Origin of the sequence: Scandinavium sp. NPDC088450 (genome assembly GCF_044900545.1) — a bacterium.
Taxonomy (GTDB): domain Bacteria; phylum Pseudomonadota; class Gammaproteobacteria; order Enterobacterales; family Enterobacteriaceae; genus Scandinavium.
Map to the genome: position 1 here is coordinate 65,905 of NZ_JBJDNI010000007.1, position 26,822 is coordinate 92,726.

At 54.2% G+C, this 26,822-nt stretch carries 29 protein-coding genes and 1 other RNA gene; 18 read left to right on the forward strand and 12 right to left on the reverse strand.

What is annotated here, in order from left to right; translation table 11 throughout:
- Positions 1–59: 59 nt before the first annotated feature.
- The 4 genes from ACI2I2_RS08405 to ACI2I2_RS08420 all read right to left on the reverse strand — a co-directional run bounded on the left by ACI2I2_RS08405 (position 60) and on the right by ACI2I2_RS08420 (position 2,883).
- Positions 60–467: a hypothetical protein gene (locus ACI2I2_RS08405; RefSeq protein ID WP_404657517.1), complete on the reverse strand. Its 408-nt coding sequence runs from the start codon at positions 465–467 to the stop codon at positions 60–62.
- Between the two features lie 181 nt (positions 468–648).
- Positions 649–1,023: RNase P RNA component class A (rnpB, locus tag ACI2I2_RS08410), an RNA gene on the reverse strand.
- 32 nt (positions 1,024–1,055) lie between these two features.
- Positions 1,056–2,039, reverse strand: coding sequence for a sugar kinase (locus tag ACI2I2_RS08415; RefSeq protein ID WP_404657518.1), 984 nt, complete (start codon positions 2,037–2,039; stop codon positions 1,056–1,058).
- 10 nt (positions 2,040–2,049) lie between these two features.
- Positions 2,050–2,883, reverse strand: coding sequence for a DeoR/GlpR family DNA-binding transcription regulator (locus ACI2I2_RS08420; RefSeq protein ID WP_404657519.1), 834 nt, complete (start codon positions 2,881–2,883; stop codon positions 2,050–2,052).
- A gap of 321 nt (positions 2,884–3,204) precedes the next feature.
- Between ACI2I2_RS08420 and ACI2I2_RS08425 the strand changes: the two genes are divergently transcribed.
- The 10 genes from ACI2I2_RS08425 to ACI2I2_RS08470 all read left to right on the forward strand — a co-directional run bounded on the left by ACI2I2_RS08425 (position 3,205) and on the right by ACI2I2_RS08470 (position 12,821).
- Positions 3,205–4,059, forward strand: a complete 855-nt coding sequence (locus tag ACI2I2_RS08425; protein WP_404657520.1) for a tagatose bisphosphate family class II aldolase — start codon at positions 3,205–3,207, stop codon at positions 4,057–4,059.
- A gap of 24 nt (positions 4,060–4,083) precedes the next feature.
- Entirely contained in the window at positions 4,084–4,998 is a 915-nt protein-coding gene (gene pfkB / locus ACI2I2_RS08430; RefSeq protein ID WP_404657521.1) for a 1-phosphofructokinase, read from the forward strand.
- 10 nt (positions 4,999–5,008) lie between these two features.
- Entirely contained in the window at positions 5,009–6,421 is a 1,413-nt protein-coding gene (locus ACI2I2_RS08435; RefSeq protein WP_404657522.1) for a PTS fructose transporter subunit IIC, read from the forward strand.
- Positions 6,422–6,431: 10 nt separating this feature from the next.
- Positions 6,432–7,244, forward strand: a complete 813-nt coding sequence (locus ACI2I2_RS08440; protein WP_404657523.1) for an HPr family phosphocarrier protein — start codon at positions 6,432–6,434, stop codon at positions 7,242–7,244.
- A 162-nt stretch (positions 7,245–7,406) separates the two neighbouring features.
- Entirely contained in the window at positions 7,407–8,678 is a 1,272-nt protein-coding gene (gatZ, locus tag ACI2I2_RS08445) for a tagatose-bisphosphate aldolase subunit GatZ (RefSeq protein ID WP_404657524.1), read from the forward strand.
- 13 nt (positions 8,679–8,691) lie between these two features.
- Complete coding sequence (gene gatA / locus ACI2I2_RS08450) at positions 8,692–9,156, forward strand: PTS galactitol transporter subunit IIA (RefSeq protein ID WP_404657525.1); 465 nt, start codon at positions 8,692–8,694, stop codon at positions 9,154–9,156.
- Positions 9,157–9,184: 28 nt separating this feature from the next.
- Entirely contained in the window at positions 9,185–9,469 is a 285-nt protein-coding gene (gene gatB, locus ACI2I2_RS08455; RefSeq protein WP_404657526.1) for a PTS galactitol transporter subunit IIB, read from the forward strand.
- A 4-nt stretch (positions 9,470–9,473) separates the two neighbouring features.
- Positions 9,474–10,847, forward strand: a complete 1,374-nt coding sequence (locus ACI2I2_RS08460) for a galactitol-specific PTS transporter subunit IIC (RefSeq protein ID WP_404657527.1) — start codon at positions 9,474–9,476, stop codon at positions 10,845–10,847.
- A 44-nt stretch (positions 10,848–10,891) separates the two neighbouring features.
- Positions 10,892–11,935, forward strand: a complete 1,044-nt coding sequence (gatD, locus tag ACI2I2_RS08465) for a galactitol-1-phosphate 5-dehydrogenase (RefSeq protein ID WP_404657528.1) — start codon at positions 10,892–10,894, stop codon at positions 11,933–11,935.
- Positions 11,936–12,044: 109 nt separating this feature from the next.
- Positions 12,045–12,821: a DeoR/GlpR family DNA-binding transcription regulator gene (locus tag ACI2I2_RS08470; protein WP_404657529.1), complete on the forward strand. Its 777-nt coding sequence runs from the start codon at positions 12,045–12,047 to the stop codon at positions 12,819–12,821.
- 37 nt (positions 12,822–12,858) lie between these two features.
- Here the strand turns inward: ACI2I2_RS08470 and ACI2I2_RS08475 are convergent, their stop codons facing one another.
- Positions 12,859–13,875, reverse strand: coding sequence for a Fic family protein (locus ACI2I2_RS08475; protein WP_404657530.1), 1,017 nt, complete (start codon positions 13,873–13,875; stop codon positions 12,859–12,861).
- A gap of 4 nt (positions 13,876–13,879) precedes the next feature.
- Positions 13,880–14,746, reverse strand: coding sequence for a 16S rRNA (cytidine(1402)-2'-O)-methyltransferase (gene rsmI / locus ACI2I2_RS08480; RefSeq protein ID WP_404657531.1), 867 nt, complete (start codon positions 14,744–14,746; stop codon positions 13,880–13,882).
- A 63-nt stretch (positions 14,747–14,809) separates the two neighbouring features.
- Here rsmI and ACI2I2_RS08485 point away from each other — a divergent pair, with 63 nt between their 5' ends.
- From ACI2I2_RS08485 to dolP, 4 genes are read left to right on the forward strand one after another with little or no spacing between them, the layout of a single operon-like run.
- Entirely contained in the window at positions 14,810–16,996 is a 2,187-nt protein-coding gene (locus tag ACI2I2_RS08485; RefSeq protein ID WP_404657532.1) for a penicillin-binding protein activator, read from the forward strand.
- A complete protein-coding gene (locus ACI2I2_RS08490; RefSeq protein WP_404657533.1) occupies positions 16,954–17,343 on the forward strand; it encodes a YraN family protein in 390 nt (129 codons plus the stop codon). Before ACI2I2_RS08485 ends, ACI2I2_RS08490 begins: the two co-directional genes overlap by 43 nt.
- Before the next feature lie 25 nt (positions 17,344–17,368).
- Complete coding sequence (gene diaA, locus ACI2I2_RS08495) at positions 17,369–17,959, forward strand: DnaA initiator-associating protein DiaA (RefSeq protein WP_110510535.1); 591 nt, start codon at positions 17,369–17,371, stop codon at positions 17,957–17,959.
- 9 nt (positions 17,960–17,968) lie between these two features.
- Positions 17,969–18,544, forward strand: coding sequence for a division/outer membrane stress-associated lipid-binding lipoprotein (gene dolP / locus ACI2I2_RS08500; RefSeq protein WP_404657534.1), 576 nt, complete (start codon positions 17,969–17,971; stop codon positions 18,542–18,544).
- Positions 18,545–18,735: 191 nt separating this feature from the next.
- Here dolP and ACI2I2_RS08505 read toward each other — a convergent pair whose 3' ends face one another.
- Genes ACI2I2_RS08505 through ACI2I2_RS08515 form a run of 3 tightly spaced genes read right to left on the reverse strand, consistent with a single transcriptional unit; the run spans position 18,736 to position 20,895 of the window.
- Positions 18,736–19,773 carry a permease gene (locus tag ACI2I2_RS08505; RefSeq protein WP_404657535.1) on the reverse strand — a complete coding sequence of 346 codons (1,038 nt, stop codon included), beginning with the start codon at positions 19,771–19,773 and terminating at the stop codon, positions 18,736–18,738.
- A 42-nt stretch (positions 19,774–19,815) separates the two neighbouring features.
- On the reverse strand, positions 19,816–20,463 hold the full coding sequence (locus tag ACI2I2_RS08510; RefSeq protein WP_404657536.1) for an NAD(P)H-binding protein: 648 nt from the start codon (positions 20,461–20,463) through the stop codon (positions 19,816–19,818).
- Between the two features lie 3 nt (positions 20,464–20,466).
- Positions 20,467–20,895 (reverse strand): YhbP family protein, encoded by a 429-nt coding sequence (locus ACI2I2_RS08515; RefSeq protein WP_404657537.1) that lies wholly within the window; start codon positions 20,893–20,895, stop codon positions 20,467–20,469.
- Positions 20,896–20,947: 52 nt separating this feature from the next.
- Here ACI2I2_RS08515 and ACI2I2_RS08520 point away from each other — a divergent pair, with 52 nt between their 5' ends.
- Positions 20,948–21,232 (forward strand): GIY-YIG nuclease family protein, encoded by a 285-nt coding sequence (locus ACI2I2_RS08520; RefSeq protein WP_330983948.1) that lies wholly within the window; start codon positions 20,948–20,950, stop codon positions 21,230–21,232.
- Here ACI2I2_RS08520 and ACI2I2_RS08525 read toward each other — a convergent pair.
- A complete protein-coding gene (locus ACI2I2_RS08525) occupies positions 21,219–21,722 on the reverse strand; it encodes a GNAT family N-acetyltransferase (protein WP_404657538.1) in 504 nt (167 codons plus the stop codon). The two genes, ACI2I2_RS08520 and ACI2I2_RS08525, sit on opposite strands and share 14 nt — an antisense overlap.
- Positions 21,716–22,240: an SCP2 domain-containing protein gene (locus tag ACI2I2_RS08530; RefSeq protein WP_404657539.1), complete on the reverse strand. Its 525-nt coding sequence runs from the start codon at positions 22,238–22,240 to the stop codon at positions 21,716–21,718. The genes ACI2I2_RS08525 and ACI2I2_RS08530 overlap by 7 nt, the downstream gene beginning before the upstream one ends.
- Positions 22,241–22,460: 220 nt before the next feature.
- Between ACI2I2_RS08530 and ACI2I2_RS08535 the strand changes: the two genes are divergently transcribed.
- The 3 genes from ACI2I2_RS08535 (at position 22,461) to ACI2I2_RS08545 (ending at position 25,431) form a co-directional block, all read left to right on the forward strand.
- Positions 22,461–23,456, forward strand: coding sequence for a peptidase U32 family protein (locus ACI2I2_RS08535; protein ID WP_404657540.1), 996 nt, complete (start codon positions 22,461–22,463; stop codon positions 23,454–23,456).
- Positions 23,447–24,343, forward strand: a complete 897-nt coding sequence (locus ACI2I2_RS08540; RefSeq protein ID WP_404657541.1) for a U32 family peptidase — start codon at positions 23,447–23,449, stop codon at positions 24,341–24,343. The genes ACI2I2_RS08535 and ACI2I2_RS08540 overlap by 10 nt, the downstream gene beginning before the upstream one ends.
- An 80-nt stretch (positions 24,344–24,423) precedes the next feature.
- Positions 24,424–25,431 (forward strand): luciferase-like monooxygenase, encoded by a 1,008-nt coding sequence (locus ACI2I2_RS08545; RefSeq protein ID WP_404657542.1) that lies wholly within the window; start codon positions 24,424–24,426, stop codon positions 25,429–25,431.
- Between the two features lie 82 nt (positions 25,432–25,513).
- Here ACI2I2_RS08545 and mtr read toward each other — a convergent pair whose 3' ends face one another.
- On the reverse strand, positions 25,514–26,758 hold the full coding sequence (mtr, locus tag ACI2I2_RS08550; RefSeq protein ID WP_404657543.1) for a tryptophan permease: 1,245 nt from the start codon (positions 26,756–26,758) through the stop codon (positions 25,514–25,516).
- Positions 26,759–26,822 lie beyond the last annotated feature (64 nt).

A 26,822-nucleotide genomic window follows, 5' to 3' on the forward strand; every position in this document is an offset into this window, starting at 1 on the left:
GCCCAATGGAACGAAAACGTACCAAAGTCGTAAGTGACTTGGCGTTACATGGGGATGACTTAAAAAACTACCTGAATTTTGAGCAAATAACTATCAATATCGTCTTGTTCTAACTTCTTCATTTTCTGCACTATGTCCAATAGTCGGGTTGGCTCCATCTTGGATGATTTTACAAAAGAAATGAACACAGAGAGGCGGGAAGATATAAATCTTGCTCTGCTGGCTAAATCGCAGCCCAGAGATGCACGAAAGAAACCGCCTGAAGGTAGTCTGAAATGAAGGCTGTAGCGATTGCCACGCTTTAAGATATTCGGGATGGAACAGCCGTTGGTGTGCCTAGCCTGTATCACAGTCTGTGTCACATTTTCACCTATTAAGGCCTGATACACACCAACGTATTGTTTTAGAAGAAGTTGAAGCTGACCGATAAGCCGCTTTCTTTTGGGTATAGCGTCGTGGACAGTCATTCATGATCGCCGTTGTCTTTAAAAGCAAAAACCCCGCCTCAATGCTGAGACGGGGTTTCTTTAAGAAGTTGAAGCTGACCGATAAGCCGCTTTCTTTTGAGTATAGCGTCGTGGACAGTCATTCATCTTCGACCCACATAAGCAAAACGCCCACAGGCTTTCACCTATGGGCGTCTTTAATGAGTGAAGCTGACCGATAAGCCGGGTTCTGTCGTGGACAGTCATTCATCTAGGCCAGCAATCGCTCACTGGCTCAAGCAGCCTACCCGGGTTCAGTACGGGCCGTACCATGTGAACCCCTATTTGGCCTTGCTCCGGGTGGAGTTTACCGTGCCACGGACTGTTACCAGCCGCGCGGTGCGCTCTTACCGCACCCTTTCACCCTTACCTGATCCCACTTGCGTGGGCCATCGGCGGTTTGCTCTCTGTTGCACTGGTCGTGGGTTTCCCCCCCAGGCGTTACCTGGCACCCTGCCCTATGGAGCCCGGACTTTCCTCCCCTGCGCCCGTCTCCTCGAAAGGACGACGACACAGCGGCGACTGTCTGGTCAGCTTCGGCGCGCAGTATAGAGGGTTCGCAGGGCTTTGTCACCCTTGGGTCCGCAGTTGGCTACTGGTAGGCAATATCCCCTGCTTTCGTAGGAAAGATTCGATGTCAGCTATTGTCGAGGTGCCTTCCATTGGTCCGCGTTGAGATATCGCTAATGAGCCACTGGCATTAGCCCATTTAAGTGCATCCTGTGGTGCGTAGCCCGCAAGGAACAACGAAACAAAAGTCGCGCCAAAACAATCGCCTGCACCAGTTGGATCCACAACCGTAACGGGATAACCCGCCGCATGATGCTCTTCTTTTTCGCTGTAGTAGCTTGCCCCTCGCACCCCTCGTTTGACGACAACCTGCCCAACACCACGCCGAAGCAGCTTATCAATTAGCTTCTGCTCGTGATGACCGGCGTTCAAGCCGAAATAATCCAGCTCTCCGTCGCTGGGAAGAAAAATGTCCGTGTAGTCAAGAATGTACTCAAAGGCCTGCGACATCTCCGGGATATTCAGCATTTCTTTACGGATATTTGGATCGAACGAAACGGTGCCGCCACGCGATTTAACGTTCTCGATTGCTTTGCGCATCGCATCTACCATCCTGAACGAGAAGAGCGACGACCCCATAATGTGGAAATGATTGCAGGAATTCAGTAGCGTCTCATCAATATGATCGGCGGTCAGCAGCCCACAGGCGCTGTTCGGCATATTAAAGATGAAATCGCGTTGTGCCTGGCTACGGTAGCTAACAAACGCACTGCCGGTCGTTGCTTTACTCAGTACCGAAATCCCATTTACGTTGACGCCGTCACGGGCAAGCCGGACGATGTTCATTTCCCCGAAGGCATCGTTACCCACACAACTGAACAAGACTGAGCCGAAACCGAGTCGCGCAACCTGATCGGCAAAAATAGCAGGCGCACCACTGGGATACGGCCCCCAAAACTCCCCTGGACGTGAGAATCCTTGGTTTGCTTCTTTTGCCAGAAATTCGACCAGCAGTTCGCCAATGGTGCAAATGGTTACGTTCATCGCCGCTCCTTCACTTTGCACCAGGCAAAGCAGGGTTAATCCAGGTCAAACACTCGTTGTTGGTATAACTATTCATCATGCCCGCCGCCTGCAGATGCGTGTGGTACTCCGCCGCCACCACCTGCGGAGTGACGACGCCCGTCATCTGCTGCAAATGCCCAATGGCAAAACGCATTTCACCGTAGACTGGACGCTGCGGGATGGCGGCTATCACCTGAGCGCCCTTTTCCACCGCTTCTGCCAACAGCTCCGCCTGGGTTTCATTTCTTACGCTCAGAGTCCCATCTTCGGCAATATGATCGACGGTCATCAGCACCCGATCCAGCGTGTAATGGCGCAACGCTTTCAGGGCTGGAGCACCTTCCGTCGTTTTACCTGACGCGGACAACACGCCGCCCAACAGGACGGTTTCGCCGCTCAGAAACTCTTTTGCAAACGCGATGTGATGAAGATCGTTGAACAAAAGGCAGCACTCCCCACGCTCGGCCAGAAACGGGATCACCTTGCGCAGTATCGGGCCTTCACCGAGAAACAGCGTCTCTCTTCCTGCAATTAATGCAGCAAGCTGACGGGCGATTTCATTTTCCAGCACTTTGTCCAGAGAAGCCGACGGTTTCTCTTGAACAGAGGCTGCGAACGCGCCTTGCTGAGCGGTATAAATCGCACCACCGAAGGAGCGCTTCAAATACCCTTGCTGTTCCAGATAGTTAAGATCGTTGCGAATGGTTACCCCTGAGACGGCAAGCATCTCAGCCAAATCATCGACTTTAATTTCACCGTTCTTGCGAACGATCTCCGCGATGTCTAAACGCCTCTTCAGCAGGCTGGTTGATGGTTTTGCCACAATAAGGACCCTTTTGCCTAATGGTCGCGAGAGTAAAAATAACTTTCATTTTGAAATTTCACCACGACCGTGTCAAACCATCCACCGTGTTAATGCACATATCCGCCAAAAATCTTCTTTTATCAGTAATTTATTTTCATCCCACACAAACGTTACTTTTAAAAATGAAACTTATCAAGCGATAAAAACTTTCAAATATAAAGTTACTTTATTGATATGTGCTTGCGATCACAGCTTGATTCTCAAATGATCATTAAATTACTTTCAAAACGAAGGCAATAAGCCACTTTTAGTTTTAATTTTGAAAGTTGAGAGATCAAAATGTACATCATCTCTAGTAAAAACATGCTGTTAAAAGCTCAGAAAGGCGGCTATGCGGTACCTGCCTTTAATATTCATAATCTGGAAACGATGCAGGTTGTGGTAGAAACTGCGGCGGAAATGCGTTCTCCGCTGATCCTTGCCGGTACGCCAGGCACCTACAGCTATGCGGGAACGGGCAACGTCGTCGCTATCGCTCGCGATCTCGCAAAGCAATGGGATCTTCCGCTGGCGGTGCACCTGGATCACCACGAAGTGCTCGACGATATTCGCCAAAAAGTCCAGGCCGGCATTCGCTCGGTGATGATCGACGGCTCACATGCGCCTTTTGAAGAAAACGTCGAGCTAGTGCGCCGAGTCGTTGAGCTAAGCCATCGCTACGATGCCAGTGTTGAAGCAGAACTGGGTCGGCTGGGCGGCGTAGAAGACGATCTGGTTGTTGATGAAGAAGATGCGCTTTATACCAACCCGGAACAAGCTCGCGAATTTGTTTTACGCACCGGCATTGATTCACTTGCCGTTGCCATCGGCACCGCTCACGGTTTGTACCACCACGATCCAAAGCTCGATTTTGATCGCCTTGCTGCAATTCGTGAGCGCGTCGATGTTCCGCTGGTGCTGCACGGTGCATCCGGGTTACCTGAGTCCGATATCCGTAAAGCCATTTCCCTTGGCGTATGCAAAGTGAACGTCGCCACCGAGCTGAAAATCGCCTTCTCGGACGCGCTGAAACACTATCTGCAAGATAACCCAAAAGCCAACGATCCCCGCCATTACATGCAGCCAGCAAAGGCCGCCATGAAGGAAGTTGTGCAGAAGGTTATCCATGTCTGTGGCTGTGAAGGACAGCTTTAAGTCCAGCCTGGAAGGAGTGACGCCATGATCTACACACTGACATTAAACACCGCGGTGGATATGAACATTTTCAGCGACCCGCTGCTACCGGGGAAGGTGAATCGCACCCGGCACACGGAATATTGCCCCAATGGGAAAGGGGTGAATGTTTCTCTGGTGCTGAACCACTTCAATACCCCTAGCCATATTTTGGGGATCTTTGGCGGCTTCACCGGGTGTTACATCGTGGAGGAAATTCGCAAGCGCAGGATCGGCATCACCCCAACATGGGTTGCCGACCCTACCCGCATTAACGTGTTTATCCACGATGGGCAGCAGGAGTACAAGTTGGTCAATCCGGGCACCTGGATTGATGACGAGAGTAAACAGCAGGTTCTGCATCATCTGGAAAACGTGAAAAACGGCGATTACCTGGTGATAAGCGGCAGTTTACCTCCCGGCCTGGAGAGCCTTTTTTACGCTGAAATTTTGGCGCAGTGCACAACAAAAGGCTGCGAAGTCATTCTGGATATTAGCCACGCTTCGCTTCGCCAACTGCTTGAATTTCAGCCACTGTTGATCAAACCCAATGACGATGAGCTGTTTGAGATCTTCGGGCTTAGATCAGACACGCCAGAGCAAATAAAAACGGCCGTTGCCACTTTGCATCAGTTAGGTGCACGACACGTTTTGCTGACGCTAGGCGCGAAAGGAATGGTCTTTTCTGACGGTCAGACGCAGTGGTTTTGTGCCGCACCCGAAGTTCAGCTTGTTAGTTCCGCCTGCGCAGGCGATGCCGCCCTGGCTGCATTTCTCAGCGTCTGGCTTGCGGGCGGCGAAGTGAAGGATGCCTTAACGCTAGCCTGCGCCACAGGAGCAGATGTTGCTGCCTCGGCAGGGCTGGGGCAACTCAATCGAGTAGAACAACTACGCACACAGATTCAGGTCGCCACATCATAAAGGTCCTATTATGAAAAAAATCCTTGCAGTGACCGGCTGCCCTACCGGTATCGCGCATACCTTTATGGCTGAAGAAGCCCTGAAGAACGCCGCGAAAAAGCTCAATGTAGAGATAAAGGTTGAAACCAATGGTGCATCTGGGGTGGAGAACGCTATCACCCAAGAAGATTTAGACGATGTATTTGGTGTGATTATTGCCGCAGATAAAGACGTCAATGCCGATCGTTTTAACGGCCTACCGGTGATTGAAGTGCCGGTGAAAGAGGCCATTCATCATCCGGCGGATCTTATCAATAAGGTGATGGCTGGACAGGCACCTGTTCGTCAGGGAAGCCATAAGCAGGCCACCAGCATCGGAACGGATGCTCATCCTTCTTTTGGTCGTCAGGTGTATAAGCATCTGATGAGTGGCGTCTCCAACATGCTGCCGTTCGTGGTGGCTGGCGGCATCCTGATTGCCATTTCCTTCCTGTGGGGGATTTTCTCTGCCGATCCAAACTCGCCACAGTACAACGTGATTGCCGCTACGCTGATGAAAGTCGGGCAGCAGGCTTTCTCAATCATGGTCCCGGTCTTTACCGCCTATATCGCCTACTCCATTTCCGGGAGGCCAGGAATGGTGGCCGGGTTTGTCGGCGGGCTGCTGGCAAACGCCACGGGGGCCGGATTCCTGGGCGGGATCATCGCCGGTTTTTCTGCAGGCTACTTCATGCTGCTGGTCCGCAATCTGCTTGAAGGGTTGCCACGCCAGTATGAAGGGCTGAAGTCGATTTTCATTATGCCGCTGCTCGGCGTTCTGGTGATTGGCGTACTGATGACACTGCTCGGCCAGCCCGTCGCTGCCATCAACAACGCAATGATGAGCTGGCTCTCTTCCCTACAGCAGGCCAACCCGATTCTGCTTGGTATCGTGGTCGGGGCCATGTGTTCCTTTGACTTTGGCGGTCCGGTGAATAAAGCAGCCTATGTCACCGGCACGCTTTTACTTGGCCAGGGTAACTACTTCTTTATGGCTGGCGTTTCTGCGGCCTGCATTACTCCACCGTTGGTGATCGCGCTTGCCACCACGTTCTTCCCGAAAGGCTTTAGCGAAGAAGAGCGCGCCGCAGGAATGGTGAACTACATCCTTGGCTGTACGCATATTACTGAAGGAGCCATTCCTTTCGCGGCCAAAGATCCGCTGCGCGTGATCCCGATGATGATGATCGCTTCTTCCATTTCGGCCGTCCTGAGCTACAGCCTGCATATCCAGGTACCTGCTCCACACGGTGGTTTTTTGATCCTGCCGCTGGTGAGTAAACCGCTGGCATGGGTGCTGTGCATCCTCGCGGGTTCGGCCTGTGGTGCAGTGATGCTGGGCGTCTGGCGTATGTGGCAGAAGCGCAGCCAGGCCCGAATTGAACTGGCCGGAGCCGTAAAATAAGGAGCAAATAATGAAGCTAACTCAGGATGATATTCAGTTTAACCGCGAAATTTACACCAAAGCGGAAGCACTTTGCGCGGTAGCGGTGGCACTGGAACAGGCAGGCCTGGCGCAAAACAGCTATCTCAAAGGCATGGAAGAGCGTGAAGCCCAGATCAGCACCTTTCTCGGCAATGGCATCGCCATTCCTCATGGCACAACGCAAAGCCGTGATGCCGTCCTGAAAACCGGGGTCAGCGTGCTGGTTTGCCCGCAGGGCGTGGACTGGGGAGAAGGACAAACGGCAAGGCTGATCGTAGGTATTGCCGCACAGGACAATGAGCACCTGTCCATTCTGCGCCAGCTAACGCATGCGTTAGGTGATGACAATGTTCCGGCAGCGCTGGCTTGCGCCACCTCGACGCAGGAAGTGCTGGATGTGCTGTCAGGCAATTACCAGCCTGCAGTCAGTGAAGAGCAGACCCGCCCAGATTTTGATGAGGAAGCGACGTTTACGCTTCGTAACCCCCATGGACTACACGCCAGACCGGGCGCCGTGTTGGTAAAAACAGTGAAGCAGTGGCAGGTCGATATTCGCGTTGAGAACCTGGACACCCACTCGGCTATTGTTGATGCCCGTAACCTGATGCGCGTCGTTTCGTTAGGCGCTAAGCAGGGTCACCGGCTGCATTTCATGGTGAAAGGCAAAGAAGCGCAAGCGGCCCTGCTGGCGATTGGCGAAGCCTTCGATAGCGGGCTTGGCGAAATGGCCGCCCAGCCTCAGCGTTTAGATGCCTCAGACACCACCAGCAAACGATCCTGGTTCTCCCGATTGTTTAGCTGATCACCTTTCATTTGCTGTTATCGCCTCGCTGATTCGCGGGGCGATTTTTTGCCTGTCGATCCCCTCAAACCTGTTTTCAGAGAAAGATCACAAAACAATAAAGAAACCGTTGCGATGAAATCAAAAGATAACGAAGATTATCGAAAGAAAACGGAGGTTAAAATGAAAGATATTATTTCGCGTCACAAACGGGGTGAACATATTGGGATCTGCTCCGTTTGCTCCGCGCATCCACTGGTTATCGAATCTGCATTGCGTTTCGATTTACAGACCAAAAATAAGGTGCTGATTGAGGCCACATCGAACCAGGTGAACCAGTTCGGGGGTTATACAGGAATGAAACCCGAAGACTTTAGAGACTTCGTTTTTCAGATTGCCGCGAAAGTTGGTTTTCCACTCGACAGGCTCATTCTTGGTGGAGATCACCTCGGCCCAAACTGTTGGCAAAACGAAAACGCAGACACTGCCATGGAAAAATCTGTCGAGCTGATCAAAGCCTACGTGGCGGCCGGGTTCAGCAAAATTCACCTTGATGCGTCGATGTCATGTGCTGACGACCCGACGCCTCTTGACCCGATGGTGGTAGCGGAGCGCGCCGCTCTGCTCTGTCAGGCCGCTGAACAAACAGCAACAGAAGCGCAGAAAGAAGCACTGACTTATGTCATCGGCACTGAAGTTCCCGTACCAGGCGGCGAAGCAAGTACCATCGGCACAGTTCACGTCACGCGGGAAGCAGATGCTGCCCGTACGCTGGAAACCCATCAAATCGCGTTTAAAGCCTTAGGTCTGGAAGAGGCGCTGACACGTGTGATTGCGATCGTCGTTCAGCCTGGCGTTGAATTCGATCACACCCAGATAATTCACTACCAGCCGCACGCCGCTGAAGCGCTCTCTGGCTGGATCAAGCAGACGCCTATGGTCTATGAGGCCCATTCCACCGATTACCAGACACGCCAGGCCTATCACGCGTTAGTGCGAGATCATTATGCCATCCTGAAAGTGGGCCCAGCGCTCACGTTCGCCCTGAGAGAAGCCATTTTCGCGCTGGCGCAAATGGAGAATGAGCTGGTCGTGCCTGAAAAACGCAGCCAGGTCCTGGAAGTGATTGATGAGGTGATGCTCAACGAACCGGGTTACTGGAAGAAGTATTATCGTCCTACCTGGAGCCAGGCGATGGTGGATATTCACTTCAGCCTCTCCGATCGTATTCGCTATTACTGGCCGCACCCTCGCATCACGCAGAGCGTAGAAAAATTGATCACCAATCTCAACGACGTCGCCTTGCCGCTTGGGTTAATCAGCCAATTTATGCCCGTCCAGTTTGAACGCCTTTCCGAAGGCACTCTCACTCTCACACCGCATAACCTGATCATCGACAAAATTCAGGACGTCCTGCGGGCCTACCGTTTTGGCTGCCATCCGCAGGCGGCCTGAAGCCGGAGTTTTTATGAGCCAACTGTTTGTCCGAACCGGAATTCACTTTACCTCCAGCCAGCAAGCGCTGGAGCACATTGGCGAGGAGATGCTGGCAAAGGGTGTCGTTCACGACACCTACCCTGCGGCGCTGCTGGAACGGGAAGCTGTTTACCCGACTGGCATCAACCTTGAGCATCACGCCGTGGCCATTCCCCACTGCGAGGCGATGCATGCCAAATCTCCCGCTCTGTATCTGATTCGCCCCGATGCACCGGTGAAATTTCAGCAGGCAGACGACGACAGTGAGATTGAAGTCTCACTGATTATTGCGCTGATTGTTGAGAACCCTGCGGCCCAGTTGACGTTACTGCGCCGCCTTTTTAGTGAGCTTCAGGACCCTGACACGCTGGAAGCCTTGCTTCGTGCTCCAGCAGCCGAACTGGCAGCCCTGTTTCAGGACACCCTTCTCGAAACGGAAAGCGGCCAGTTGGCTTAAAACAAACTGATAATAAAAGGAATACCCTATGAAACGTAAAGTCATTGTGGCCTGTGGTGGTGCAGTCGCAACCTCCACCATGGCGGCAGAAGAAATTAAAGAGCTTTGTGACGCTAACAATATCACCCTCGATTTAGTGCAGTGCCGTGTCACTGAGATCGAAACCTATATGGACGGCGCGGATCTCATCTGCACAACAGCCCGCGTTGACCGCACCTTTGGCGATATCCCGGTGGTTCACGGCATGCCGTTTGTGTCCGGAGTGGGTATCGAAGCGCTGCAACAAAAGATCCTGACCATCCTTGTGGGGTAACGTCATGTTTAGCGAAATAATGCGTTATATCCTGGATTTAGGCCCTACGGTGATGCTGCCTCTGGTGATCATCGTGTTCTCTAAATTACTGGGAATGAAGCTCGGCGACTGTTTCAAATCGGGGCTGCACATCGGGATTGGGTTTGTGGGGATTGGGCTCGTTATTGGCCTGATGCTGGATTCCATTGGCCCCGCCGCGAAAGCCATGGCCGAACAGTTCCAGATTAACCTTCACGTCGTGGACATCGGCTGGCCGGGCTCTTCTCCAATGACCTGGGCTTCACAAATTGCACTGGTCGCCATTCCGATTGCTATCGGCGTCAACATCGTGATGCTGGTGACCCGCATGACCCGCGTCGTTAACGTCGATATCTGGAATATCTGGCACATGACGTTTACCGGTGCCATGTTGCATCTGGCTACTGGTTCCTACTGGATTGGCATCCTTGGTGTCGTGCTCCATGCCGCCTTCGTTTATAAGCTGGGGGACTGGTTTGCCAAAGACACACGAGACTTTTTCGGCCTCGAAGGTATCGCAATCCCCCATGGTTCGTCCGCCTATCTGGGGCCGATCGCGGTACTGGTGGATACCCTCATTGAAAAAATCCCAGGTTTGAACCGCATCCACTTCAGCGCTGATGATGTGCAAAAACGCTTTGGACCTTTTGGCGAGCCGGTCACCGTTGGCTTCGTCATGGGTCTGGTGATTGGCTTGCTGGCAGGTTACGACGCGAAAGGCGTCCTGCAATTGGCCGTGAAAACCGCCGCTGTCATGCTGCTGATGCCACGCGTGATCAAACCGATTATGGATGGCCTGACGCCGATTGCGAAACACGCCCGTAAACGCCTGCAGGCCAAATTCGGCGGCCAGGAATTCCTGATTGGTCTGGACCCGGCGTTGCTGCTTGGCCACACCTCCGTGGTTTCCGCCAGCCTGATTTTCATTCCGCTGACCATTCTCATTGCTGTGCTGGTTCCGGGTAATCAGGTGCTGCCGTTTGGCGACCTTGCCACCATCGGTTTCTTCGTCGCGATGGCCGTGGCGGTGCACCAGGGCAACCTGTTCCGCACACTGATTTCCGGGGTGATCATTATGGGCATCACGCTGTGGATTGCCACCCAAACCATTGGCCTGCATACCCAGCTTGCTGAAAATGCAGGGGCGTTGAAAGCCGGTGGCATGGTCGCCTCCATGGATCAGGGTGGCTCGCCCATCACCTGGTTGTTGATCCAGATTTTCACCTGGCAAAACGTCGTCGGGTTTGCCGTCATCGCCGCTATTTATCTCACAGGCGTCTTCCTGACCTGGCGCAGAGCCCGCCATTTCGTTGCTGCGGAAAAAGCAGCCGCTATTCAACAGGCGGAAAGCCTTTCCTGATACCAGGGGGAGCCGTGCTCCCCTGTTCCTGACTGGAGAAGATTATGAAATCAGTGGTTATCTACGCTGAGGGAGACGTGTGCGTTGAAGAGCGCCCAGTCCCACCACTCAAAAGTGAAGAGGATGTGTTGGTAAAAATTGCCAGCTCAGGCTTATGCGGTTCGGATATCCCGCGAATCTTCGCTCACGGAGCCCATTACTACCCCATCACCCTCGGCCATGAATTCAGTGGCTATGTGGAATCTTACGGCTCTGAGGTGACAGATTTGCAACCCGGTGATGCCGTAGCCTGCGTCCCTTTGCTGCCCTGTTTTGACTGCCCGCAGTGCAAACGCGGCTTCTATTCGCTGTGCAAACAGTACCAGTTTGTCGGTTCACGCAGCGAGGGCGGGCACGCAGACTACATCGTGGTAAACAGAGCCAACCTGTACCGCTTGCCTTCGGATATGCCCATCGATGATGGCGCTTTTATCGAACCCATTACCGTCGGCCTGCATGCTTTCACTCTGGCCCAAGGTTGCGAAAATAAAAACGTGGTGATCGTGGGTGCCGGAACGATTGGTCTGCTTGCCATGCAGTGCGCCAAAGAGTTAGGTGCCAAAAGTGTCACGGCGATTGATATCAACCCAGAAAAGCTGGAACTGGCGAGAAAACTGGGGGCTACGCATGCCCTGAACAGCCGTGAAATGAAGGCAGAGGACATTCAGGCCGCACTCGCTGACTGTCGCTTCGATCAGTTGATCGTAGAAACGGCCGGAACGCCACAGACCGTTTCCCTCTCAATCGAGATCGCCGGGCCAAGAGCGCAGGTTGCTCTGGTGGGGACATTACACAAAGATCTCCAGTTACCTTCTGCCGTTTTTGGTCAGATTTTGCGCAAGGAATTAACCCTGCTTGGAAGCTGGATGAACTACTCCAGCCCGTGGCCTGGCGTGGAATGGGAAACGGCGGCAAAACTCTTGACCGAAAAGCGCTTACAGCTAGCGCCATTAATCGCGCATCAGGGTAACGCCGAGAGCTTTGCCGCCGCAGTAAAAGCCCTCGATGGCGCGCCAATGCAGGGCAAAATCCTGCTTAAGCTGTCCTGATCCCACGAGCCAGCCCTTGTGCTGGCTCACATTTCCTTTCGAAATTAACCGTACAACTTTCATAATCCTTCGATTAAACTGGTCATAACTTTTTATCAGGCAAATCAAGATGAACTCATTTGAACGAAGGAACAAAATCGTCGAGCTGATTCAGTCTCAGGGCAGTGTGCTGGTGCTTGATCTTTCAAATAGCTTCGGGATCTCAGAGGTCACGATTCGCGCGGATTTACGTTTGCTGGAAGAGAAAGGCCTGGTCACTCGCTTTCACGGAGGCGCGGCAAAACCGGGCAGCAATCTGGCCGCGGAATCAGAGAATCAGGAAGTCATGCTGGAAGATCGGTTTAAGCTCGCCAGCGATCCCAAAAAGCGAATTGCGCAGGCAGCCACAAAGATGATCGCTGAAGGGATGACGGTGATCCTCGATAGCGGGAGTACTACGCTGCTTATCGCCGAAGAATTGGTCAGAAAAACGAATATCACCGTGATCACCAACAGTCTTCCTGCCGCCTATGCGCTGGCTGAAAATAAAGATATCACTCTGGTGGTTTGTGGCGGCACAGTCAGACACAAAACCCACTCAATGCACGGCACGATTGCAGAACAATCCCTACAAGGGATCAGCGCAGATTTGATGTTTGTTGGCGCTGACGGCATCGATGCGACTAACGGCATCACGACCTTCAATGAAGGCTATTCAATCAGCGGTGTGATGGCATCAGCAGCACACAAGGTCATCGCGGTTCTGGATGCCACCAAATTTAACCGTCGGGGTTTTAATCAAGTGCTGCCGATGGCGAAAATAGACTGCGTCATCACTGACGACAGTATCAGCAAGCAGGATATCGTGGCGCTGGAAAAAACAGGTGTGGAATTAAAAGCAGTTTGATCAACAGCTCAGCCCGGTGACGTAATCTTTACCGGGCTCAAGCAATTACACGCCAAAATCCGCCCTTCGTCGGCCCTATGCGTTGCAGCTTTCCTTTCTGCTGTAACGCTCTCAGCTGCCTTTCGATTGTTCTGCCGGAAACGCTGGTCTCCTCAGCAATCGCCTTTGCTGTCGCTTGTGGATTTTTCGCCACACAGCGTATGACAGCTTCTTCCAGTTCAGTCAGAGGCTCGGCAGTTTCTTCCGACATTTCTTCCGACATTTCTTCCGACATTTCTTCCGACAGCAGTGTCGGAACGCTCAGCCCTTCACGCAAGGCTTCAATCATGTTTTCCAGCATGAACTCCACAAACGGCGTGCAATCGCTGGCTTTATCGCACTGCCCCAAAATCTTGTAATAGCGTGTTTGCTGAAAATGGATAAGCGTCTCAATGGGCAGCCAGGCGAGCTCGCTTCGCCACTTGCTCAAAATCACGGTCTGCCACAAGCGCCCCATCCGCCCATTTCCATCAAGGAAGGGGTGGATAAATTCAAATTCATAGTGAAAAACAGCACTGGCAATCAGCGGATGAATGTCTGTGTTTTTGATCCAGTGAAGAAGGTCGTCAATCAGACGGGGAACCTGCGAGGCAGGAGGCGCCATGTGAACGAGTTTTTTACCTCGATAAACGCCCACATCCTCACGCCTTAACTGCCCAGGATGGTCAACCAGACCAGCCATTAATAGGCGATGCGCATCCAGCAGATCTTTCAAATGGCTCGGTTTCCAGGCGGGTAATTTTTCATAGGCCAGAATCGCGTTGCGGACTTCCTGAATATCTTTTTCAGGGGCTAACACCCGCTTCCCCTCCATCACCGCCGTGACCTGGTCCCGGGTGAGAGAGTTATGTTCTATCGCCAGTGAGGCCTGAATCGTGCGAATTCGGTTTTCTTTTCGCAACAGGGGCGACGCCCGCCCCGACTGAGCCGCCCAATGCCCCATCAACTCTCCGATCTCAACAACTTTGTTGAGCATGTCGACAGTCAACGTAAAAGGGGGCTGGTAGCGGCTCATAGCATCACTCTCCCTGCAGCTCCAGCGCGTGCTTGTACAGCGCATTTTTCTTCACGCCGTGAATTTCAGCGGCGAGAGCGGCGGCTTTTTTCAGCGGCAGTTCGGTTTGCAACAGGGCAAGCGTGCGCAGGGCTTCAGCGGGCAGCGCGTCGTCGCTTTGCACTTTGAAGCCTTCAATAATCAGCACCATCTCACCTTTGCGGCGGTTTTCATCTTCTTTGACCCATGCCAGCAGCTCGCCGACCGGCGCACCGGTGATGGTTTCCCATGTTTTGGTGATTTCACGAGCCAGAACCACATAACGGGATTCACCCAGCACGGCGGTAATGTCTTCAAGGCTTTCAATCAGACGGTGAGTTGATTCGTAGAAAATCAGCGTGCGGGGTTCGTTTTCCAGTGCACGAAGGGTGTCTCTGCGGCCTTTGGATTTTGCCGGGAGGAAACCTTCGTAGCAGAAGCGATCCGACGGCAAACCTGCGGCGCTGAGTGCGGCTATCGCGGCACACGGGCCAGGAAGCGGCACAACCTGAACGCCCGCTTCACGGCAGGTGCGCACCAGATGGTAACCAGGATCGTTAATCAGCGGCGTTCCGGCATCAGAGACGAGCGCGATGTTCTGCCCCTCTTTCAGCTTCGCCAGAAGTGTTTCAGCCTTTTGCTGCTCGTTATGATCGTGCAGGGCAAATAAACGGGCGCTAATGGCAAAATGTTGCAGCAATAAACCGGTGTGACGAGTGTCCTCGGCGGCTATCAAATCAACAGCTTGCAGCACATCCAGCGCACGTTGAGTGATGTCACCCAAATTGCCGATGGGAGTAGGCACAATGTAAAGCTTGCCTTGAGAATTGTCCGCTGTTTCGCGTTGTTTCATTGTTTAGTCCGTATTGCCGATTTAATATTGAGCATTGAGCTAAAAAAATATCACTGGATACTTATGGTACCGTCAACATTTCTTCGTTCTAAAGCCGCGCGCTGTCTGCCTGTCGTTCTGGCAGCGTTTCTTTTTGCCGGCTGTGGCACCCAGCAAAGTGCCGACCAAAGCACTGCGCACCTCGAAGGGAGCGCGCAGGCGGATTCTGGATACTACCTGCAGCAGATGCAGCAAAGTTCAGATGATAGCAAGACCAACTGGCAATTACTCGCCATTCGTGCACTGCTCAAAGAGGGCAAGAACCAGCAAGCGCTGGAACTGTACGGCCAGTTGCCACAGGATTTAACCGCGACTCAGCGTCAGGAACAATCGCTTCTGGGCGCTGAAATTAAGCTCTCGCAGAAAGACTTTGCCGCTGCGCGTGAGCTATTAGCGAAGATGGATGCCACCAGCTTTGAGAATAACCAGCAAGCTCGCTACTGGCAGGACGTGATTACGGCTCAGCAAGGCCAGCCTTCTCTGACGCTGCTGCGTGCGTTGATTGCTCAGGAGCCGCTGCTGGCCTCGCCGCAAGATAAACAGAAAAATATCGATGCCACCTGGCAGGCGCTCGCCTCGATGAATAAAGAGCAGGCGAATGCGCTGGTGATCAATGCCGATGAAAACGTGCTGCAAGGCTGGCTTGACCTGCAACGCGTCTGGTTTGATAACCGCAACGATCCGGACATGATGAAAGCCGGTATTCAGGACTGGAAAACCCGCTATCCGCAAAACCCGGGCGCGAAAATGTTGCCTTCGCAGTTAGCGAACGTGCAGAACTTTAAGCCCGCTTCTACCGCGAAAATTGCTCTGCTGCTGCCTTTAAATGGCCAGGCTGCCGTGTTCGGTCGCACTATCCAGCAGGGTTTTGAGGCGGCGAAAAATGGTACTGTCGGTGCCATCAGCGGCAGTGCTGTTCCGGAACAAGCTGCACAGGCGGCCACCGTTCAGGACAATAACGTCGTGAGCCCTTCTCAGGCGGAAGTGAGCGACCTGACTTCAGCTCAGCCTGCGGTAGGCACTCAGGCGAACCCTGTTCAGGCTCCAACGGATGCGCCAGCAGCGACGGTACCTCAGGCGGCCAGCACTCCAGCAGCCGCTCCAGCCTCCGCACCAGCAACAGCACAGCAGGACGCTGCAGTTCCAGCTCAACCAACGCCTGCTGCGGTTCCTGCTGCAACCACACCTGATGCGGCAGCCGCTCCACAGCCTGCAGTTGACGCTGCGTCGGCAAATCCTTCTGCCGAACTGAAAATCTACGACACCACCTCTGCGCCGCTGGATCAGATCCTGAATCAGGCACAGCAGGATGGCGTTTCTCTGGTTGTCGGCCCACTGTTGAAGAACGATGTTGATGCCGTGATTAAGAGCAACACCAGCCTTAATGTGCTGGCGCTGAATCAGCCGGAAAGCGTCGATAACCGCGCCAACATCTGCTATTTCGCACTGTCTCCAGAAGATGAAGCTCGCGATGCCGCGCATCACATTCACGACCAGGGCAAACAGGCTCCGCTGGTGCTTATCCCGCGCAGCGCACTGGGCGATCGTGTGGCTAACGCCTTTGCTCAGGAATGGCAAAAGCTGGGTGGCGGCGTCGTGCTGCAACAGAAATTTGGTTCAGTTAACGAACTGCGCGGCGGCGTGAACGGCGGCGGCGGTATCGCGCTGACCGGCAGCCCAGTTAGCGCTAGCCTGCCACAGCAGCAGAGTGTGACCATTGGCGGCTTGACTATCCCGGCTCCGCCAAGCGATGCGCAGATCTCCAGCGGTGGCAAAGTCGATGCGGCTTATATTGTTGCGACGCCAGAAGAAATCGCGTACATCAAACCTATGATTGCCATGCGTAATGGCAGCCAGAACGGCGCCACATTGTATGCCAGCTCTCGCAGTGCTCAGGGCACAGCCGGTCCGGATTTCCGTCTGGAAATGGATGGCCTGCAGTACAGTGAAATTCCGATGCTGGCAGGCAGCAACCCTGCTCTGATGCAGCAGGCGTTGGGCGCAGTCCGTAACGATTATTCACTGGCTCGCTTGTATGCGATGGGTGTGGATGCCTGGACGCTGGCGAACCATTTCTCACAGATGCGCCAGGTGCCTGGTTTTGAGCTCAACGGCAACACCGGCGATCTGACTGCCAACCAGGATTGTGTGATCAACAGGAAGTTGTCATGGCTCAAATACCAGCAGGGACAGGTAGTTCCGGCAAACTAAGCCGGAAACAAACCGGCGACACGTGGGAAACCGAAGCGCGTCGCTGGCTGGAAAGCAAAGGACTGCGTTTCATCGCCGCGAATGTGCATGTTCGCGGCGGCGAAATTGACCTCATCATGAAAGACGGTGCGGCAACGGTGTTTGTTGAAGTGCGCTTTCGGACCTCCACACGCTACGGCGGCGCGGCCTCCAGTGTGACACGCAGCAAACAAACCAAATTATTACACACTGCCCGCTTGTGGCTTGCCCGCCACAATGGGAGCTTTGAGACTACGGATTGCCGGTTCGATGTGATAGCCTTCACCGGCAATCAGATTGAATGGTTTAAAAACGCCTTTGGCGAATAGCGTCACTAAAGAATTAAGGGACATCGTGCTCGACAGAATTAAAGCCTGCTTCACGGAAAGCATCCAGACCCAAATCGCAGCAGCAGAAGCGCTTCCGGACGCCATTTCCCGGGCCGCCATGACGCTGGTGCAGTCCTTACTCAACGGCAACAAAATCCTCTGTTGTGGCAATGGCACATCGGCCGCCAACGCACAGCATTTTGCTGCCTGTATGATTAATCGCTTCGAAACCGAACGCCCTGGTTTACCTGCGATTGCACTTAATACCGATAATGTGGTCTTAACCGCGATTGCCAACGACAGGCTTCACGATGAAGTTTATGCCAAGCAGGTGCGTGCGCTGGGTCATGCTGGTGACGTGCTGCTGGCGATTTCCACCCGTGGGAACAGCCGGGATATCGTGAAAGCCGTCGAAGCGGCAGTCACGCGTGATATGACGATTGTGGCGTTAACCGGGTATGACGGTGGCGAACTGGCGGGTCTGTTAGGGCCGCAGGACGTTGAAATTCGCATTCCGTCGCACCGGGGTGCTCGCATCCAGGAAATGCATATGCTGACGGTAAACTGCCTGTGCGATCTGATTGATAACACGCTCTTCCCACACCAGGACGATTAAGGAGTACACATGAAGGCACTTTCGCCCCTCGCGGTCCTTATTGCCGCACTGCTGCTTCAGGGATGCGTTGCCGCCGCCGTGGTTGGAACCGCGGCAGTGGGCACCAAAGCGGCCACTGACCCACGCACTGTGGGCACCCAGGTCGATGACAGTACGCTGGAGCTGCGTGTGAACAGCGCACTCAATAAAGATGAACAACTGAAAAAAGAAGCTCGTGTGAACGTGATGGCCTGGCAGGGCAAAGTTCTGCTGACAGGTCAGGCTCCGTCTACAGACCTGTCGTCCCGCGCGAAACAGATAGCGATGGGCGTGGAGGGCACGACGGAAGTGTTCAACGAAATCCGTCAGGGTCAGCCAATTGGGCTGGGTACCGCTTCTTCCGATACGTGGATAACCACCAAAGTGCGCTCTCAGCTGCTGGGCAGCGATCAGGTGAAATCTTCTGCGGTGAAAGTCACCACTGAAAATGCGGAAGTGTTCCTGATGGGATCGTTAACCGATCGTGAAGGCAAAGCGGCAGCGGATATCGCCAGCCGCATCAGCGGGGTGAAACACGTCACCACGGCGTTTACCTTCATCAACTGAGTATTGCCGGGTGGCGCTTCCGCTTACCCGGCCTACCAAAGCCAGTATGCTCGTAGGCCTGATAAGCGCAGCGCCACCCGGCCTACCAAATCCAGTATGCTCGTAGGCCTGATAAGCGCAGCGCCACCCGGCCTACCAAATCCAGTATGCTCGTAGGCCTGATAAGCGCAGCGCCATCAGGCAATTTCCTCTTACAACAGCGCCAATCCGCCCGTAATTACACCACTTAGCGCCACGAGACCACCCGCCAGCCACAAGGCTTTAGCCGGAAACGCTTTGCGCAGCATGATGAGCGAAGGCAGGCTGAGTGCTGGCAACGTGATAAGCAGTGCCAGACCAGGCGCTACGCCCATGCCCGCAAGCATCATGGTTTGCACGACAGGAATTTCTGCCGCCGTTGGGATCACAAACAAGCAACCAGCAACCGCCATCGCCATCACCCAAAACAGCGTATTACCCACGACACCATCAGCATGCGGGAACAGCCACACGCGAGCCGCTCCGAGAACCAGCACCGCCAGGATATAAACCGGGATCGTATTCCAGAACAACGTCCACAGCGCTTTGCCCCAACGAACGAGGAACGATGCGCTCTCTGCAACGTCAGACTCAATCGTGACATCAGGCAGTGCGGCAGGTTCTTTAACCCAACGTTGCACCAACGTCGCTACGATCAACACGGTTGCCAGCCCGGCAACAAAGCGAATCAGCGTAAACTGCCAGCCGAGTACAAAGCCCATAAACACCAATGTGGCCGGGTTCAGTAACGGGTTTCCCAACCAGAAGGCCAGCGCACCGCCCATCGAGACTTGTTGGCGGCGCATTCCCGCTGCCACTGGCGCGGCGCAACAGGTGCACATCATGCCGGGCAATGAAAACAGCGTGCCCAGCAGCGTTCCCTGAAAACGCGGTTGCCCGAGGGTTCTTAATAGCCAGTCGCGAGGGATCAGCACCTGAATGAGCGACCCCAGCAATACGCCGAGCACCGCCGCTTTCCAGACCGCCAGAAAATAGACCATTGCGTAATCAAGCGCCGCTCGCAGAGGATTATCCGCGGCCTGAGCCAGAATGGATTTGCCGATGCTGTGAGTATCCGCGGCTGTGAACGCTTTCCCATAATAGGGCTGCCATTTCACATACCAGAGACCGACAATCACGACGAGGAAAAACAAAGCAGGCTTCCACCACGCCAGTGGGGAAGTTGCCTGAGAGGAAGACTGACCAGCCATACCATGCTCCGGAAAGGAATAAAAAAATTGTGGGAAAGGATGTTACGCCTGGCTAGCCGCTATTTCACGTAATTTTGCCGACGTTATGATGTTAACCCCTTCTTTTTGTGGCGAGAGTGCTTCTTTTAACAACGCACGGGCAACATCGCGAGCCTCGATGGATTTCCAGTTGCCCGGCAAGAAGGCGAACAGCGGAGCCAACAGAGATTCATTGGTGCGCCGAACTTCACGATCGCCAAGCAGCATCGACGGCCGGGCAATGGTCAGGCGCGGCCACTGCTGGGCTATCAGCGCTTCTTCCATTTCCCCTTTCACTCGATTGTAGAAAAACGGCGAATGCGCGTTTGCGCCCATCGCACTGACCACCAGCATGTGTTGCGCGCCAAGACGCTGCCCGGTTAAGGCCGTATCGACCACCAGCGTGTAATCCGCATGCACGAAGGCTTCTTTGCTGCCCGCTTCGCGCCGGGTTGTGCCCAGGCAGCAGAAGACGATATCGACCGGATCGTCCACCTGCGCCAGCGCATCGGTCAGTTGAGGATCATGAGGGTTATGTACTTCTGCAGGAATAGTCGTCAGCGGGCGGCGTGTCGCGGCAGTGATGCGCGCAATCTCCGGCTGCTGAATCAGCATTCGCAGTAAGTGTCCGCCCACTAACCCTGTCGCTCCGGTGATCAATACATTTGCCATGTGTTAATCCTGTCGTAACCAGTGGAATTTTTTACCGAAACCCAGAGTATTGTCGGTGAACTTCAGTTCATCAATGCGGATTTGCCACACCGGGGCGGGCATCATTCGGGCAACAGGAAAACGGCGGTTGTAACGCTCACGGACGGTGGCGCTCTCTTCACCTTCGAGCAGGCGGATTTCACCACGAAACTGAACGCCGCGAATCAGGGCCACCGTTTTGGGCTGACCATTGACGGTGCCCGCGACGGGCGCACATTTGCCGCTCATTTGGGCATGACGGGTGCTTTCTTCACTGAGGAGATAAAACGAAACGGTCTGACGGTCGAAGAGGTAAAACGCGCTGGCGGCCCACAGTTCACCGTCCTTTGCGACGCTCCAGCTGACAACATGCTGTTTTTCCAGCCATCGGCTGATGAGTGCCAGTGACTCCATTTTTGCGCTCCCACGTGCTATGGTGCGCTCACCTTAACACAGGAGCAGGAACGTGTGCTGGTTCGTCTATTTGATTCGCACGGCCGATAACCGCTTATACACCGGCATCACCACCGATGTGGAACGCCGCTTTGCACAGCATCAGTGCGGAAAGGGTGCTAAAGCCCTGCGCGGAAAAGGTGAACTCGCGCTGGCTTTTTTCCGAGAGGTAGGTGAGCACTCACTGGCGTTACGCCTGGAGTACCGCATCAAGCAGCTGACGAAACCCCAGAAAGAGCGTCTCGTCAGCGGTGATGCTTCGTTTGAGACGCTACTGGCGAGTCTCAGAAACGATTGAAGTGATCGCAGTATTCCACCAGCCCGTGTACGCCATTGAGCGCATCGTCTGCCAGCGGACGAACCTGGAACGCTGCTTCAGTGCCAGGCCAGCGGCAGCGAAGATCAAAACGCGCAGCCGGTTCAAAGCCCAGTTTGCCATACAGTGCCGGGTCGCCAAGCGTCACCACGGCGGCATAACCAAACTCATTCAGCGAATCCAGCCCTTCATAAACTAACTGACGGCCAATGCCCTGCCCTTGATAGCCTTTTGCCACAGCCAGCGGCGCCATGCCCACCCACTGTAGCTCTTCGCCTTCAACGCTGACCGGGCTGAAGGCCACGTAGCCGACCACTTGCCCTTCGTCATCTGTTGCCACCAGGCCCAGGGTTATCAGGCCATCTTCCCGTAGGGAGTGCACCAAATCTGCTTCACCGTCACCGTCAAATTCGCGGCGCAACAGCGCATCAATACCCGGCGCATCTATCCCAATCTCCACTCGAATCAGCATGGCTCACCTACCGATGTCTGTCTGGTTTGTGACGGGGCATTCAGACCCGCCTCCACAAAATCCGCCAACTGCATCAGCATGACTCGTAACGCTTTTGGCATCTGCTCAAGCTCAATGGCGTCCATCAGGTTTTTGACGTACAGCCCTAATTCCGTGTCGCCTTCAATCACCAGACGGCGCTGGAAAAAGAGCGTATCCGGGTCCTGTTTGCGTGCCGCGATCATCAACAGATCGCTGGCATCCGCGCTGAAACTCACGTCGGCATCAGCGTGATTACTGACGATAAGACGGTCGTTCTCAACGGAAGTGAACCAGCGCAGGCCGATATCACGCACTTCGATGCTCAGCCAACGGCCTTCGAGGAACTCCAGTTCCCCGTCTGCCAGCGCCTGGCGGAACTGCCAGCTTAGCATCTGTTCCAGCACCTGGCGTTTCAGCGCAAAAGGCGTGACCTTGACCGGGACACTCATCAGAGTCGGGCCCAGTTGTACCAGGCGTGAACGCAGTTTATCCAACACGAGCTTTACTCCCTCAATGCAATAGTCTGGTTATTCTGCCACATCCGTGAAGCCACATAGCGGCGTAAATCAACAATTCTGTCAGACAGCACCGCCATTATTGGCAACATCAATGCGCTTTTAACTGCCTCAAATCAAAAATTGTCGACGGTGGGTTATCTAAAATCCCAGTTCGTTAACAATCCTGCGGCCCTGCGGGTCGCTGCCTTCAGGAAACATTATGGAGCTGCTCTGCCCTGCCGGAAACCTCCCGGCGCTTAAGGCGGCCATCGAGAATGGCGCCGACGCGGTCTATATCGGCCTGAAAGATGACACTAACGCCCGCCACTTTGCTGGCCTGAACTTCACTGAAAAGAAACTGCAGGAAGCGGTCAGCTTTGTTCATCAGCACCGCCGCAAGCTTCACATCGCGATTAACACCTTTGCGCATCCGGACGGTTATGCCCGCTGGCAACGCGCGGTCGATATGGCAGCCCAGCTTGGTGCAGATGCGCTGATCCTTGCCGATATCGCGATGCTGGAGTACGCCGCCGAGCGCTATCCGCACATCGAGCGTCACGTTTCCGTTCAGGCTTCGGCCACCAATGAAGAGGCCATTCGCTTCTATCATCGCCATTTTGATGTCGCTCGCGTGGTGCTGCCGCGCGTGTTGTCTATTCATCAGGTTAAGCAACTCGCCCGCACCACGCCAGTGCCGCTGGAAGTTTTTGCGTTTGGCAGCCTGTGCATTATGGCTGAAGGGCGCTGCTATCTCTCCTCCTGGTTAACGGGGGAGTCCCCAAATACGGTTGGAGCTTGTTCCCCCGCTAAGTTTGTACGATGGCAACAAACCCCCCAGGGTCTTGAATCTCGCCTTAATGATGTCCTGATTGATCGCTATCAGGAAGGAGAAAATGCAGGTTACCCGACCTTATGCAAAGGAAGATATATCGTCGACGGGCAGCGTTATCATGTCCTCGAAGAACCGACCAGCCTCAATACGCTGGAGCTGTTGCCGGAACTGCTGGCAGCCAATATCGCTTCCGTGAAAATTGAAGGCCGTCAGCGCAGCCCTGCCTACGTCAGCCAGGTGGCAAAAGTGTGGCGTCAGGCCATCGACCGCTGCATCGCCGATCCACAGAACTTCGTGCCTCAGGCAGCCTGGATGGACACGCTGGGGTCAATGTCAGAAGGCACACAGACCACGCTTGGCGCTTATCACCGTAAATGGCAGTAAGGAAGACGATGAAATATTCATTAGGGCCGGTGCTCTACTACTGGCCAAAAGAGACGCTGGAAGATTTTTACCAGCAGGCAGCCCAAAGCAGCGCCGACGTGATTTATCTCGGCGAAGCGGTGTGCAGCAAGCGTCGGGCAACGAAAGTGGCTGACTGGCTGGCGATGGCAAAAAGCCTGGCGAACAGCGGCAAGCAGGTTGTGCTGTCCACGCTCGCGCTGGTGCAGGCCTCTTCTGAAATTAACGAACTGAAGCGCTATGTCGACAATGGTGATTTCCTGATTGAAGCCAGCGACCTCGGTGTGGTGAATCTCTGTGCCGATCGCAAATTGCCTTTTGTCGCCGGACACGCACTGAATTGCTACAACGCAGTAACGCTGCGCCTGCTACAAAAACAGGGCATGGTGCGCTGGTGCATGCCGGTAGAACTTTCCCGCGACTGGCTGGTAAACCTGCTCGCGCAGTGTGATGAGCTGGGGATTCGCAATAAGTTCGAGGTGGAAGTATTAAGTTACGGTCATCTGCCGCTCGCCTACTCCGCCCGCTGCTTTACCGCGCGCTCAGAAGATTTGCCAAAGGACGAATGCGAAACCTGCTGCATCAAATACCCGAACGGGCGCAGCGTGTTGTCCCAGGAGAATCAGCAGGTCTTTGTGCTGAACGGCATTCAGACCATGAGTGGCTACGTTTATAACCTCGGTAACGAGCTGGCCTCCATGCAGGGCCTGGTCGATATGGTTCGTCTGTCGCCGCTCGGAACTGAAACGTTTTCCATGATCGATGCCTTCCGGGCAAATGAAAACGGTGCCTCGCCACTTTCGCTGGAAGCACACAGCGACTGCAACGGCTACTGGAAACGTCTCGCCGGCCTGGAGCTTCAGGCGTAAATAAAAGCTCACTTTGTTAACTACGGTTATCATTTTTTAATGCACTATTAAAAAATATGCCGATGACAAAGTGAGCTGTTATGACCGACAAATCGATCCCTTTCTCGCTGCTGGATCTGGCCCCGATCCCGCAAGGTTCTGCTGCCAAAGACGCGTTTGCCCATTCGTTAGATCTCGCCCGCCTCGCTGAAAAGCGTGGTTATCATCGCTACTGGCTGGCTGAACACCACAACATGACCGGTATCGCCAGCGCAGCAACCTCAGTCTTGATTGGCTATCTGGCCGCAAATACCACGACCTTACATTTAGGTTCCGGCGGCGTGATGTTACCCAACCACTCACCACTGGTGATTGCCGAGCAGTTTGGAACGCTCAACACACTGTATCCAGGCCGTATCGATTTAGGCCTCGGTCGTGCGCCGGGCAGCGACCAGTCAACCATGCGGGCGCTGCGTCGCCATATGGGTGGCGATATAGATAACTTCCCTCGCGATGTGGCCGAACTGGTCGACTGGTTTGACGCGCGTGACCCCAATCCGCAAGTACGCCCCGTGCCGGGCTATGGCGAAAAAATTCCGGTGTGGCTGTTAGGTTCAAGCCTTTACAGCGCGCAACTTGCCGCTCAGCTTGGCCTGCCGTTCGCTTTCGCGTCGCATTTTGCGCCCGATATGCTGTTCCAGGCGTTGCATCTGTACCGGACAAACTTCAAACCTTCCGAGCGTCTGGAAAAACCGTACGCAATGGTCTGTATCAACATCATTGCCGCAGACAGCAACCGCGATGCGGAATTCCTGTTTACCTCCATGCAGCAGGCATTTGTAAAACTGCGCCGGGGAGAAACCGGGCAACTGCCACCGCCGATTCAGAATATGGATCAGTTCTGGTCGCCGTCAGAAAAATACGGTGTGGATAACGCGCTGGGGATGTCTCTGGTCGGTGATAAAGCGAAAATTCGCCACGGACTGGAATCGGTGCTGCGGGAAACACAGGCAGAGGAGATTATGGTTAACGGCCAGATTTTCGATCATCAGGCACGTTTGCATTCGTTTGATTTAGCGATGCAGGTGAAGGAAGAGCTGCCGGGATAATTTTTGCCCGGTGGCGCTACGCTTACCGGGCCTACGTTTTCTGTAGGCCGGATAAGGCGCAGCCGCCATCCGGCAACATGCTTTACTGATACACAGGCAGCAGATTAAAGCTCGACAGGAAGTGCACCACCACGTTGCCCACGCCAAAGAGCAGAATCAGCGCGATCATCGGTTTGCCGCCCCAGACACGGAACTGCGGGCTGCCGAAGCGTTTACGTGATTTACGTGCCAGCAGCGCGGGAACAATTGCCGCCCAAATGGTTGCTGCCAGCCCTGCATAACCGATGGCGTACAGGAAACCGTTCGGCCATAACAGACCACCGATAACCGGTGGCACGAAAGTCAGCAGTGCGGTTTTGAAACGCCCCACTCCTGAATCGTCGAACTTGAACAAATCCGCCAGGTAATCAAACAGCCCTAGCGTCACGCCGAGGAAAGAGCTCGCCACGGCGAAGTTGGAGAATACGACCAACAGCAAGTCCAGACTGCGGCTGTTGAGCACTCCACTCAGTGCCTGCACCAGCACATCAATGTTTCCGCCCTTCTGCGCTATGCCGATAAATTCCGGACGCGGGATATTTCCCATCGTGCCAAGCAGCCAAATCACATACAGCCCGAGCGCCAACAGTGTGCCGTAGACCAGGCATTTGACGATGGTCTGTGGATCTTTGCCGTAGTACTTCATCAGGCTTGGGACGTTACCGTGATAGCCAAACGAGGCCAGACAGAACGGCAACGTCATCAGCAGGTAGGGTAAATAGGATGTGTTCTGCTGCGCGACGTTAAACAGCGTCGGCGCTTCTACGTGTCCCAGCAGACTGCCGAAGGTCAGGAAGAAGGTGATCACTTTTGCACCCAGTACAATCGCCGTCATTCGGCTGACCGCTTTGGTACTCAACCACACCACAAATGCCACAATCAGCGCGAAGCCGAGGCCCGCAAGGCGAGGCGGCACGTTCAGTGACATTTCACTGAACGTGTGATGCAGAATTGAGCCGCTTGCCGAGATATAGGCATAGGTCAGGATGTAGAGCACAAAGGCAATCGACAACCCGTTGATCACGTTCCAGCCTTTGCCGAGCAAATCTTTGGTGATGGTATCGAAGCTGGACCCAATACGGTAATTCAGGTTGGCTTCAAGGATCATCAGGCCCGAATGGAGCATGCAGAACCAGGTAAAGACCAGCGCGGCCAGCGACCAGAAAAACCACGCGCCGGACATGACCACCGGCAGCGAGAACATCCCCGCACCAATAATGGTTCCGCCGATAATCACCACGCCGCCAAACAACGACGGACGAGTGGCTGTGGTGGTTAATGTCGCCATAAGACCTGCTCTCCAGAAAAGTGAATGTGTTGCCAGTTTACGCGAAGCAATGTACCAGTACACG

Excerpts from the sequence above, each read along its gene's own strand:
- ACI2I2_RS08505 (WP_404657535.1), bottom strand. The coding sequence starts at position 19,773 with ATGGCTGGTCAGTCTTCCTCTCAGGCAACTTCCCCACTGGCGTGGTGG.
- ACI2I2_RS08470 (WP_404657529.1), top strand. The coding sequence starts at position 12,045 with ATGAACTCATTTGAACGAAGGAACAAAATCGTCGAGCTGATTCAGTCT.
- pfkB (WP_404657521.1), top strand. The coding sequence starts at position 4,084 with ATGATCTACACACTGACATTAAACACCGCGGTGGATATGAACATTTTC.
- rsmI (WP_404657531.1), bottom strand. The coding sequence starts at position 14,746 with ATGAAACAACGCGAAACAGCGGACAATTCTCAAGGCAAGCTTTACATT.
- gatA (WP_404657525.1), top strand. The coding sequence starts at position 8,692 with ATGAGCCAACTGTTTGTCCGAACCGGAATTCACTTTACCTCCAGCCAG.
- dolP (WP_404657534.1), top strand. The coding sequence starts at position 17,969 with ATGAAGGCACTTTCGCCCCTCGCGGTCCTTATTGCCGCACTGCTGCTT.
- ACI2I2_RS08440 (WP_404657523.1), top strand. The coding sequence starts at position 6,432 with ATGAAGCTAACTCAGGATGATATTCAGTTTAACCGCGAAATTTACACC.
- ACI2I2_RS08545 (WP_404657542.1), top strand. The coding sequence starts at position 24,424 with ATGACCGACAAATCGATCCCTTTCTCGCTGCTGGATCTGGCCCCGATC.
- gatZ (WP_404657524.1), top strand. The coding sequence starts at position 7,407 with ATGAAAGATATTATTTCGCGTCACAAACGGGGTGAACATATTGGGATC.
- ACI2I2_RS08475 (WP_404657530.1), bottom strand. The coding sequence starts at position 13,875 with ATGAGCCGCTACCAGCCCCCTTTTACGTTGACTGTCGACATGCTCAAC.
- mtr (WP_404657543.1), bottom strand. The coding sequence starts at position 26,758 with ATGGCGACATTAACCACCACAGCCACTCGTCCGTCGTTGTTTGGCGGC.
- ACI2I2_RS08535 (WP_404657540.1), top strand. The coding sequence starts at position 22,461 with ATGGAGCTGCTCTGCCCTGCCGGAAACCTCCCGGCGCTTAAGGCGGCC.
- ACI2I2_RS08490 (WP_404657533.1), top strand. The coding sequence starts at position 16,954 with ATGGCTCAAATACCAGCAGGGACAGGTAGTTCCGGCAAACTAAGCCGG.
- ACI2I2_RS08515 (WP_404657537.1), bottom strand. The coding sequence starts at position 20,895 with ATGGAGTCACTGGCACTCATCAGCCGATGGCTGGAAAAACAGCATGTT.
- ACI2I2_RS08525 (WP_404657538.1), bottom strand. The coding sequence starts at position 21,722 with ATGCTGATTCGAGTGGAGATTGGGATAGATGCGCCGGGTATTGATGCG.
- ACI2I2_RS08485 (WP_404657532.1), top strand. The coding sequence starts at position 14,810 with ATGGTACCGTCAACATTTCTTCGTTCTAAAGCCGCGCGCTGTCTGCCT.
- ACI2I2_RS08460 (WP_404657527.1), top strand. The coding sequence starts at position 9,474 with ATGTTTAGCGAAATAATGCGTTATATCCTGGATTTAGGCCCTACGGTG.
- ACI2I2_RS08540 (WP_404657541.1), top strand. The coding sequence starts at position 23,447 with ATGGCAGTAAGGAAGACGATGAAATATTCATTAGGGCCGGTGCTCTAC.
- ACI2I2_RS08405 (WP_404657517.1), bottom strand. The coding sequence starts at position 467 with ATGACTGTCCACGACGCTATACCCAAAAGAAAGCGGCTTATCGGTCAG.
- gatD (WP_404657528.1), top strand. The coding sequence starts at position 10,892 with ATGAAATCAGTGGTTATCTACGCTGAGGGAGACGTGTGCGTTGAAGAG.
- ACI2I2_RS08425 (WP_404657520.1), top strand. The coding sequence starts at position 3,205 with ATGTACATCATCTCTAGTAAAAACATGCTGTTAAAAGCTCAGAAAGGC.
- ACI2I2_RS08415 (WP_404657518.1), bottom strand. The coding sequence starts at position 2,039 with ATGAACGTAACCATTTGCACCATTGGCGAACTGCTGGTCGAATTTCTG.
- ACI2I2_RS08510 (WP_404657536.1), bottom strand. The coding sequence starts at position 20,463 with ATGGCAAATGTATTGATCACCGGAGCGACAGGGTTAGTGGGCGGACAC.
- gatB (WP_404657526.1), top strand. The coding sequence starts at position 9,185 with ATGAAACGTAAAGTCATTGTGGCCTGTGGTGGTGCAGTCGCAACCTCC.
- ACI2I2_RS08435 (WP_404657522.1), top strand. The coding sequence starts at position 5,009 with ATGAAAAAAATCCTTGCAGTGACCGGCTGCCCTACCGGTATCGCGCAT.